Source organism: Streptomyces sp. 142MFCol3.1, from assembly GCF_000424945.1.
Lineage (GTDB): Bacteria > Actinomycetota > Actinomycetes > Streptomycetales > Streptomycetaceae > Streptomyces > Streptomyces siamensis.
In genome coordinates, this window is record NZ_AUKV01000012.1 from 290,601 (window position 1) to 301,176 (window position 10,576).

Here is a 10,576-nt window from a genome sequence, read left to right on the forward strand (position 1 = left end):
TCCGCCCCGACCCCTGGAGGAACGAGCATCATGCAACCGCTGCCCGCGTCCGACTCGCCCGACAAGGCCGTCCACGACGTCGCCGTCCTGGGCGCCGGAATCGCCGGCTCCATCCTCGCTGCCATCCTGAGCCGCAACGGGGTGAAGACGGTCCTGATCGACGCCGGCACCCACCCGCGCTTCGCGGTGGGCGAGTCCACGATCCCGTACACGTCCGTGATGCTGCGCATCCTCGCCGCCCGCTACGGAGTGCCGGAGATCGCGCATCTGAGCCACTTCTCGACGATGCGCTCCAAGGTGTCCTCGAACTCCGGCCAGAAGCGCAACTTCGGCTTCGTCTACCACCGCGAGGGCGAGAAGCAGGTCGCCGACGAGATCAACCAGTTCGTGATCCCGGTGGCGCTGTCCACCGAGTCCCACATGTTCCGCCAGGACGTCGACTCGTACATGTTCAACGTGGCCGTGCGCTACGGCGCGGTGCCGCGGCTCGGCACCCGGGTGTCCGAGGTCGAGGTGGACGGCTCGGGCGTCACGCTCTCCGTGGACGGCGGGCCCTCGATCCGCGCCCGCTACGTCGTCGACGCGGGCGGCCACAACTCGCCGCTGGCACGGAAGTTCGGGCTTCGTGACGAGGTTCCTCAGCAGCGCACTCACTCGCGCACCCTCTTCACGCACATGATCGGTGTGCGCCCGTACGACGACTGCCCGGCCGGCCGGGCGCACGACAACCCGAGTCCGTGGCACCAGGGCACCCTGCACCATGTCTTCGACGGCGGCTGGGTGTGGGTCATCCCGTTCGACAACCACCGCGGCGCCACCAACCGGCTGTGCAGTGTCGGTCTGACCCTGGACCCGCGCAAGCACCCGAAGACTGATCTGCCGGCGGAGCAGGAGTTCGCACAGTTCCTGGAGCGGTTCCCGGACATCGCCCCGCAGTTCAGGCACGCCAAGGCCGCCCGCCCGTGGGTGTCCACCGGGCGTCTGCAGTACTCCTCGCACCAGGTCGTAGGCGACCGCTTCTGTCTGACCTCGCACGCCGCGGGATTCGTGGACGCGCTGTACTCACGCGGACTGACGAACACCACCGACGTGGTCAACTCGCTGGCCTGGCGGCTGATCGAGGCGGCGAAGGACGACGACTTCTCCGCCGAACGGTTCGGGCACATCGAGACGCTCCAGCAGGGTCTCGTGCGCGCCCACGACGAGGTGGTCGCCTCCTCGTTCACGTCGTTCCGGGACTACGGGATGTGGAACGCCACGTTTCGTATGTGGGCGCTCGGCACGGTACTCGGCACGCTCAACGCGCAGGACGCGCTCGTGCGCTTCCAGCGCTCCAAGGATCCGATGATCTGGCGGGAGTTGGAGGCGCAGCCGCATCCGGGGGCACTGTTCCCCGCGAGCGTCGGCTTCAACAAGATCACCGATGCCGCGTGGGCGGCCTGCCGGGACGTCGAGGCCGGTCTGATGACTCCGGACCGGGCCACCGGCGAGCTGTTCGATCTGCTGCAGGACGACGGCTACGCGCCGCCGCCGTTCGGTCTGCACGACCCGGCGAACCGGTTCTACAACCCCAATCCGGCTCGCATGATCCGCACCATGCACTGGGCCCGGCGCGGCTCCGCGGCCGCGGACACCGGCCCCGTGGTGGCCGGCGCACTCGGCGGATTCCTGCGCTCCCGGCTGCGCAGGCACTCATGAGGAAGGACCGGCGCATGCCCAAGGAAGAACGCACGGAGCGACCGTCCCCGGCGGGCCCGGCCCGGCCGCCGGACCAGAGCTGGGCGGAGGGTGCCGAGGCGGTGGGGGCGGCCGAGTCGGCGCTGCCCTACGAGCCGACGACCGGCGCGGAGCCCGCGAACCGGGTGGGCGGGTCCGGCCCCGTGGCCGGTACGACGGCGACGGCCGCCGCCCGGACGAGGACGGTCACGACGCCGCCCGCAGCCCGTTCGAAGACCGGCACGGCGCCGCCCGCCACCTCCCCGGACAGCGCGTCGACCACCGCCGCCCGTGACAGCGCTGACGCAACGACTCCCGCCCGCACCGGCGGTGACGCGCCGGCCTCCGGCCCCTCGGGCTGGACGGCGCAGGCGTCGACCCGTGCCCCACAGCCCGCCGGCACGAGCACATCGACCGGTGCCCCGCAGCCCGCCGGCGCCGGCACGCCCGCGAGTGCCGACGCCCCGGCCCGTCCGGCGCCGCGGCCCGGCCCCGCGCGCACCGGCGGCCGGACACGGCACACCGTGGCCGTGCTCGGCGCGCACCTCGGCGGCGGCATGCTCGCCGCGATCCTGGCCCGCTCCGGGATCGACGTGGTGCTGGTGGACTCGCCGCACGACGCGACGACCCCGGCGGGCGAGACGACCGTCCCCTACACCGCGGAGGTCTTCGAACTGCTTGCGCGCCGCTACGGCGTGCCCGAGCTGTCCGCCCTCGGCCACTTCGGGCAACTGCCGGCGGAGGTGCGCAGGACCTCCGGGGTCAAGTCGAGCATCGGCTTCGTGTACGCGCGCCCCGGCGCTCCCGTACGGCCGCACCAAGTGGTGCAGTTCAACGTCCCCAGCGAGCACGGCGAGTCGCACCTGTACCGGCCCGACGTCGAGGCCTGGGTGCACCGGCTCGCGGCGGGACACGGCGCGAAGGTTCCGCAGGGGCGCCCGGTCTTCACCGAAGTACGGGGTGAGGCGGGCGACTTCACGATCGAGCTGGCCGACGGAAGCGAGGTCGGGGCGGCGTTCGTGGTCGACATGTCCGGCCCCGACGCGCCCATGCTGCGCCGCCTCGGACCCGACCCTGCCCTGCGTCCGCTGCGCCATTCCTCGCGAGTGCTCACCGCGCACCTGCGGGGGGTGCGTCCGCTGGAGCGGCGGGTCGACCCCGGCGAGGGCGGCACGCCCTGGACGGGCGGCACCACGCAGGTGGTCTTCCCGGGCGGCTGGATCCAGCTCGTCCCGTTCGGCGACGACCGCACCGGCGAGACCGCGCTGACCAGCGTGGCGGTGAGTCTCGACGCCAAGCTGTGGCCGCAGCGGTCGGCGTCCGCCGAGGAGGACTTCCAGCAGCTGATACGTCAGTTCCCGGATCTGCAGTGGCAGTTCGCGCAGGCCACCGCAGTGCGTCCGTGGACCGGTTCCGAGCCGTGGCAGTACGGCGCCAACACGGCCGCCGGCGACGGCTTCGTGGTCCTCGACCGCTCCGCCGTGCGCTGCGACTTCACACTGTCCCGGGACGTCACCCTGACCGCGGAACTCGTCCACGAGGCCGCCGCGCACCTCATCGCGGCGGCGGACAGCGGCGACTGGTCGGTGGAGCGCTTCCGGCCCCTGGAGTCCTTCCAGGCCGCGCTGATCGAGCACGGCGACCGGCTGCTGCGTACGGCACTCACCGCGACCACCGACTTCAGGCTCTGGAACGCCTTCTGCCGGGTGTGGCTGCTGCACTCCATGTTCGCCGCCCTCTCCCTCAAGCGGGCCCGGAACGACGCCCTGGCCGCGCCCGGACGGGCCGACCGGTGGCGGGAGTTGGAGCGGTACCGCGGGGCGGGACTGTGGTTCCCGGTCTACCCGGGCTTCGTGGCCCTGTTCGACGACATGGACCGGCTGGCGCGGCAGGTCGCCGACAACCGGCTGGCGCCCGGTGCCGCGGCCGAGCGGATTTTCGGCCAGTTGCGCAGGGCGTCCTTCGTGCCGCCGCTGTTCGCCTTCGGTGATCCCACCGACCGCTACTACAACTTCACCCCGCTGAAGCGGGTCAAGGTCCTGCTGTGGGCGAAGCGCCGGGCGCCGCACATGGTCCAGCGGGTCCTCACACGGGGGGCCACCGTACTGCCCGACGTGGAGCGGTAGGCGGACGCTGCGGGGAGATCGAAGGAATTCGGGCAGAGGAACCGCCGTCCCGCAAAGGCTCGCCCGAACGGGCCCGGGACGGCGGTTCCTTGTCGCGCGACGGCCGCCGGGCGCGAAAAGGTGCCGCGGCTGATCGGTTCCGGCCAGCCCGCGCGCGGTCGCGCGATTCGGGCTCGACACCGCCGCGTCCTGCCGGAATGCTCCCTACCGGGGAGTCTTCCCATGTGGGATGCTGATATCGTCGATTTCCTACACGCATGAATTAATACCCGAAGGGGGACTGGTGAGCGCCGGAAACGGGATCCCCTGTGCCACGCAGGCGAACGCACAGCCGGGCGACGCAGCCCGCGGCAGGCGGTCGCCCTCACGCGGCGGAGGCCGACGTCCGGGGCAGAGCAGCACCAAGGAGCAGATCCTGTCGGCCGCGCTCGCCCTCTTCGCCGAGAAGGGCTATTCGGGCACCACGATGCGTGGCATCGCACAGCAGGCACAGGTCGACCCGGCCCTCATCCACCACTTCTTCAGCAACAAGGAAGGCGTGTTCCAGGATGCCGTCCAGTCCCGCCTCGACGTGTCGGCCCTCTTCGACCCATTGACGGACGACGACGCGGAGCCGGTCCTGGAGCGCCGCGGCGAGCGGATCGTGCGTACGTTCCTGTCGTACTGGGAGGACGCGTCGACGCGGCCCGCGCTGGTCGCGATCTATCGCACCGGGCTGTCGGACGAGTCGACCTCCAAGGCGTTCCGTGACCGCATCGAGGAGGGCTTCGCCGCTTGCGTGCGGCGGATCGTCCCCGAGCGGAGCGACCGCACCCAGGCGCTGGCGTCACTGGTGTCCGCGCAGCTCGCCGGCCTGGTGATGCTGCGGTACGTCCTGCGGATGGAGCCGCTCGCCTCGCTCGACTTCGAGGAGCTCATCGAGTGGTTCGCGCCCGCCGTGGACGTGCACTTCGACCGGCTCTCGGAGGGCTAGCCGCCCCCGGGCGGCGGCCTCGGTGTGCGTGCCCGTGAGGACGACGACGCCCCGTGCGGCGGCGGCCGCCGCGGCGCATCCCGCCAGCGTCGCGGGAAGACCACCGGGGTAGCGGTCCCCCAGGACCAGGACCCCGACGACCACGGCGAAACCGGGGTTGACCAGAGTGAGGGTGGCCAGCGGCGCCTCCAGGCCGCCCCGGTAGGCGAGCTGGGACAGTGTGAGGCCCGCGACGGCCAGGCAGGCCACGCCGGCCGCGAGCGCGACGGCGGACGGCGGCAGCCGCAGGGCGCCGCCCCGGGTCAGTTCCAGGACCGCCGTCTGGGTGAGCGCCGAGGCCGCGCCGAACGCCACCCCCGCGGCCACCGCGTACCACAGGCTGGTGGTGATGGCGCGCCGGGCGGTGGCAGCCGCCACGACGGAGGTCCCGAGCACGGCGACGGTCAGGCCCAGGACGCCGGCCGTCTGCGCCGGAGTCAGTGTCCGGCTGGCCTGTGCGGACCGGGTCAGGAAGAGCAGTCCGGCGACACCGGCGACGGCGCAGGCGATGCCGGAGCACTGGGCCGCGGTGGTACGGCGCCGCCGCACGAGCGCGGACAGCAGGGGCGCCGCGACCAGGGTGAGCACACCGAGCATCTGCACGGCCACCAGGGAACCGAGGCGCAGTGCCGCCGTGTGCAGCGCCGCGCCCAGCAGGTTGAGCGCCAGTGACACCCACCAGGTCGCTCCGCGCAGGGCGGCGCGCCGCCCGTGTCCGGTCGCCGTGGTGGCCACCGCCCGTTGCGCGACGGCCGCACCGGCGTACGCCAGCGCCGAGGCGGCGCCGAGCGCGAGAACCGACAACACGGTTCGTCCTTTCACCGCGCGGGCGCGGGTGCTGGAGGGCGGACCGGCACGGGGCCGGGACGAACGGGAGGTCCGGGATCGGGACGACCAGGAGGTCCGGGACCGGGAGAACGAACAGCGGAGGGAGAGGAGGCAAGGGTTGGCGGGCGAGGGGCCGCGCACGACGGCGCCGCCCGCCCGGTCGCGACGGGCGCACGCCCGTCGCGACCGCCGCCGGCGGCACTCCGCACCGGACCGGGTCAGGCTCCCCCGGGCACGTCCTGGACGTCCTCGGGACGGATCTTCGGGAGGGCGAGGACGAGCAGGCAGGACAGGCCGAAGCAGCCGATCTGCCAGAACACCACCTGCTCGAAGCTGTCGCCGAAGTTGGACTTGCGCGCCTCGGGCACGGCCTTGCCGAGCACCGCCGCCTGCACCTGCGCCTTGGTCTGCGCCGGCACCGGCGCGCTCGCCATCTGCTTCTCGATGCGCGCGCAGCTCGCCGGTGTGGCGGTGAGGTCCTTCTGGTTCATCTTGTCGTGGAAGCAGGTCCGGAATCCGGTGGTGACCTGCGCCTGCTGCGCCTCGGAGAGTCCGGCCGCGGCGAGATCGGCGCGCAGTTCGGGCAGCGCGGTCCGGCTGGCGCCGTCGGCGTTCGACCCGAGCAGTCCGTAGAAGAGGATGCCTGCGACGGCGATGCCGATGGCGATGCCCACCTGCTGCACGGTGGCGAGCATGCCGGACGCCGAACCGGCCTCGCGGGAGCGGATGCCGGCCAGGATGATCCCGGTGCAGGGGGCGAGGAAGAAGCCGCCGCCGAGACCGGCGACCATCAGCGAGGGGATCAACTGGTAGCCGTGCAGGTCCGATCCGGCCCAGTGCAGAGTGCCGATCACACCCGACATGCCGACGAGCAGCAGGCCGGTGCCGACCGCGAGGGTCTTCGTGCCGAGCCGCTTCACCACGGCCGCCGAACGGGCCGAACCGACCGCGATGAGCGCGGCGAAGCCGAGGCTGACCAGACCCGCGGAGATCGGGGTGTAGCCGAAGCCGATCTGCAGGCTCATGAAGAAGACCATGAAGAACGACGGGATGCCGGCGAAGAACACCACACTGATCACGAGGCCGACCGTGAACGAGCGCTCCTTGAACAGCCCGCTCGGCACCAGCGGTGACCTGTCGGCCAGCTTCGACAGCTTGTTCTCGTACACGAAGAACTCGGCGAGCACGAGCGGACTCAGCACGAGGAGCACCAGGCTCCAGCCGGGCCAGTCGTGTTCACGGCCGATGACCAGCGGCAGGATCAGGCTGAAGAGTCCGGCGCTGAGGATGATCGCCCCGGTGACGTCGAGCCGCCGGGCACCGCCGCCCGAGGACTCCGGGATCTTGGCGAGGCCGAGGAGCAGGGCGATCAGGCCGACCGGCAGGTTGACGTAGAAGATGGCCCGCCAGTCGGTGTCCATGATGTTCAGCTGGATCAGCCAGCCGCCGAGCACCGGGCCGAGCACCGTGCCGAGTCCCACCGAAGCGCCGTACATCGCGAGCGCCTTGGGGCGCTCCTTGGCCGAGAACGTGACCTGGATGATCGACAGCACCTGAGGGAACATCAGACCCGAGCACATGCCCTGGAGCACCCGGGACACGATCAGGAAGGTCGAGCTGGGAGCCGCGCCGCACAGCGCCGAGGCGAGGGTGAAGCCGAGCATGCCGATCAGGAAGATCTTGCGACGCCCATAGATGTCGCCGAGCCGGCCGCCGGTCACCAGGACGCACGCGAAGGCGAGCGAGTAGACGGCGACGACCAGTTGGATCTCGGCGAACGTCGAGCCGAGGTCGCTCTGCAGCGAGGGCAGGGCGACCATCGTGATCGTGGTGTCCAGCATCTGCATGAAGATGGCGGACAGCGTGACGGCGAGGATCACCCAGCGTGCGGGGTTGGCCGGGGATCCCGGGACGGGCGAAGTGCCGGGCGGGGCCGCCGCCTTCACGCCCGCGTCAATCGATTCCATGTTCCCTCCTTGGGTACGCCGTCCGCTGACAGCACCCCGAGTTATTCATTCTCCAATGAAGTCTACGAGTACTGAATTCCAATCCGCAAGGTCGATGGCCGTGTTCCGGACAGCGCTCACCGCTCCAACGGCCTTTCATGTGCGACTCGTTGACGTGCGCGTACCGCTACGGGACAGTCAGGAGCGGCTACGTGCGGGCTCGTTCCGGATCAGCGATGTGCGGCCGAGTCCGGCCACCGCGCGCTCCGTTGCCGTCGCCGGGTCAACACCTGCCGAAACGCCCGGCACCCGTGGCCGGACCGGCATGACGGCATGCGGTCATGTCCGTCCCGCACCCCGGCGGCGCCCCCTATGCGATCACCGTGCTGTACTCCGTGCCCGATGACGCCTGGTACCTGGAACTGGAGCTCGTCGGCGAGCGACGAGCCCTGGTGACCGCGATCGTTCCCGACGAGGACCCGGCGCGGGAGCCGACGGTGTGCTTCGACCCCGGGCGGCACCTGGACGTGCCGTACGAGGTGATGCGCTGGTTCATGGACCAGGTCGAGGAGGAGATCCGCACGTCCCGCGCCTGGATGCGACTGCGCCCCGACCTCGTCGGGGTCATCCACCGACGGCGCCAGGAGCACATGGGTGTCGTCGACGACGACCACTTCCCTCAGGTCCTGGCAGAGGTGCGCACGGCGGTCCCGGAGGCAGATCTCCCCTCCGTGCTCGCCGCCGCGTTCGGGCGGAGGCCCGACGGAACCACCATGGACGGTCCCCGGTCGTCCCGGTCGGCGGACGACCTGGGAGCTGACACCTGAGTGGGCTTCAGGAATGGGCTCGCGACGATTCCACGGCCTCGATCAGGCACGTGCGGTCGGTCCCTGCCGGTCAGCCCGTCCGGCGTCGCCCCGTCGTCCAGCAGCGCGCGCACCGCGTAGGCGTGTGCGGCGAACGCGGCCCGGCACCGGGCGCGTTCCGGGTGATCGCGGTCGGCGCCGAGGAACAGCACCTGGCGTTCGCCGTCCGCGTCGACGGGGCGGGACAGCTCGGCGGCGAGGCATTCCGGCACGCCCGCCTTCAGACCGCCCGCCCGACCGTCATGTCCGCGGTCACGAAGCTGGACCCGCTTTTCGGCAGCGCGGGCGCGGTCCACCCCGGGCCGCCCGTGCACGACCACCGATCCGAGCGGGTGCGGCCGGCCCCTGTGAGCCGTCCGGCCCGCCCGGGCGACCCGGAGCCGCCTCTCCGCTCCGGCTCGTCCGGGCCCCCGGCCACCGGCCGCCCCCGGGCCGCCGAACCGCGCGTGCGATCACCGATGCGATCCGAGCGGCTGCCGACCGGTCCGTCCGAGTCATCCGTCCGCGCCAAGCCGCCCGGCCGCCAAGCCGCCCGGCCGCTGAGCCGCCGGACGGAGAGCCGGAGAGCCGTGAGCCGGTGAGCCGGTGAGCCGGTGAGCCGGTGAGGGGCAACGACGTCTTCGGCCCGCGACGTCCCTCAGTCCGCGGCCGGGGCGGGAACCGCCCCCGCCGGATCCGCCGCGAGAAGCGCGGCCACCGCCGGAGCGAGCACACGCACGAGTTCCGAGGAGTCGCTCTCCGCACTCAACTCCGGTGGTAAAAGGCCCATGTGTCTCGAGGTCATGACACCGACGAGCAGACTGCTGATCAGCGCCAGTCTGATCTCGTCCGCTCCCCCGAGCCCTTCCGGGACCAGGGACTGGCTCATCCGTTCCCGGGCCGCGGGCAGGTCGAGCGCGGAGCGCAGCACACCGAGGATGCGCCGCCGCTGGACGGGGTCGCCCCAGTCGGTCACCGCGTGCCGCAGGAGCCATTCGGCCGTACCCGGATCGCGTCGCGCCACCGCCTCGCGGAAGATCTCGGCCGGTCTGACCGTCTCCTCGACGACGGCGTCGTACAGCGCCTCCTTGGAGGTGAAGTAGTGGCCGATGAGCGCGGGATCACAGCCCGCGTCCGCGGCCACCGCGCGGAGCGAGGTGTTGCGGTAGCCGAGTTCGGCGAAAAGATCCGCGGCGGAGCGCATGATGGCCCGCCGGCTCCCGGCTGCGCCTCTGGTTTCGGCCAAGGCGGCACTTCCTCTCGATCACGAGTTCCCCCGAAGGACGTGCCTCCCGCCCGGTCTCCACACGGGTGCTTTCGCGGCGACGGGGCAGCGTGACGCCACCCTCCACATCAATTCATCCAGCCATGAAGTCTACACTCAGTGACTTCTCGGGTCAAAGCTTTCGCGACATCCGAGACGTACGCCAACACCCGTTCAGGCGTGGGCGTTTGGCACGTTACCAGCACTGGTGATCGACGCCCGGAACGCGCGCCGAGCGCGCGCCGCCAAACCTCTCCCGCACCCCGCCGCACTCAATTCAACGCCCATTGAAATTAGGCGACGATCCCCCTACGCTCGCAGCGGGCGCCCAACCCTCGTTCAGTGCGACGGCTCTGCGGGTGTGCATGCTCGCGCACGCGCACTCCGCCCCAGGGAGAGGCACTTGCAGGTGACGAAACAGACGGACCGGCTCGACCGGGTGATCATCCGTTTCTCGGGTGACTCGGGCGACGGCATGCAACTCGCGGGTGATCTGTTCACCTCTCAGACGGCGTCCTTCGGCAATGACCTGGCGACGCTCCCGAACTTCCCCGCGGAGATCCGCGCGCCCGCAGGCACCCTGCCGGGGGTGTCCAGCTTCCAGCTGCATTTCGCGGACCACGACATCCTCACGCCCGGTGACGCGCCGAACGTGCTGGTCGCGATGAACCCGGCCGCCCTGAAGGCGAACATCGGGGACGTGCCGCGCGGCGCGGAGATCATCGTCAACACGGACGAGTTCACCAAGCGGGCGATGACGAAGGTCGGCTACGCGACGAGCCCGCTGGAGGACGGCTCCCTGGACGGATACCGCGTCCATCCCGTACCCCTGAACACCC

The 10,576-nt window shown here is 71.4% G+C and carries 7 protein-coding genes and 1 pseudogene; 5 read left to right on the forward strand and 3 right to left on the reverse strand.

The genetic code is table 11. From position 1 onward, the window contains the following. Positions 1 to 30: 30 nt before the first annotated feature. From H305_RS46540 to H305_RS50790, 3 genes and pseudogenes are all read left to right on the forward strand, one after another. Positions 31 to 1,698: an NAD(P)/FAD-dependent oxidoreductase gene (locus H305_RS46540; RefSeq protein WP_051370756.1), complete on the forward strand. Its 1,668-nt coding sequence runs from the start codon at positions 31 to 33 to the stop codon at positions 1,696 to 1,698. A gap of 14 nt (positions 1,699 to 1,712) precedes the next feature. Beyond that, positions 1,713 to 3,842, forward strand: a complete 2,130-nt coding sequence (locus tag H305_RS46545; RefSeq protein WP_051370758.1) for an NAD(P)/FAD-dependent oxidoreductase — start codon at positions 1,713 to 1,715, stop codon at positions 3,840 to 3,842. A 229-nt stretch (positions 3,843 to 4,071) separates the two neighbouring features. Further along, a pseudogene (locus H305_RS50790) lies at positions 4,072 to 4,725 on the forward strand (TetR/AcrR family transcriptional regulator); the annotation flags it as partial. Here the strand turns inward: H305_RS50790 and H305_RS56415 are convergent. Both H305_RS56415 and H305_RS46555 read right to left on the reverse strand, forming a co-directional pair. Next, positions 4,669 to 5,661, reverse strand: coding sequence for a hypothetical protein (locus H305_RS56415; RefSeq protein ID WP_051370760.1), 993 nt, complete (start codon positions 5,659 to 5,661; stop codon positions 4,669 to 4,671). The pseudogene H305_RS50790 and the gene H305_RS56415 overlap by 57 nt on opposite strands. Positions 5,662 to 5,900: 239 nt before the next feature. Further along, entirely contained in the window at positions 5,901 to 7,649 is a 1,749-nt protein-coding gene (locus H305_RS46555) for an MFS transporter (protein WP_051370762.1), read from the reverse strand. Positions 7,650 to 7,969: 320 nt separating this feature from the next. On the opposite strand from H305_RS46555, the gene H305_RS0119990 reads away from it, so the two are divergent. Beyond that, positions 7,970 to 8,455, forward strand: coding sequence for a hypothetical protein (locus tag H305_RS0119990; protein ID WP_028801938.1), 486 nt, complete (start codon positions 7,970 to 7,972; stop codon positions 8,453 to 8,455). Positions 8,456 to 9,131: 676 nt separating this feature from the next. Here H305_RS0119990 and H305_RS0120000 read toward each other — a convergent pair. Beyond that, positions 9,132 to 9,719: a TetR family transcriptional regulator gene (locus H305_RS0120000; protein ID WP_158690556.1), complete on the reverse strand. Its 588-nt coding sequence runs from the start codon at positions 9,717 to 9,719 to the stop codon at positions 9,132 to 9,134. A gap of 421 nt (positions 9,720 to 10,140) precedes the next feature. Here H305_RS0120000 and H305_RS0120005 point away from each other — a divergent pair. Beyond that, positions 10,141 to 10,576 (forward strand): 2-oxoacid:acceptor oxidoreductase family protein (locus H305_RS0120005; RefSeq protein WP_028801941.1); only part of this gene is annotated, 436 nt, incomplete at its 3' end.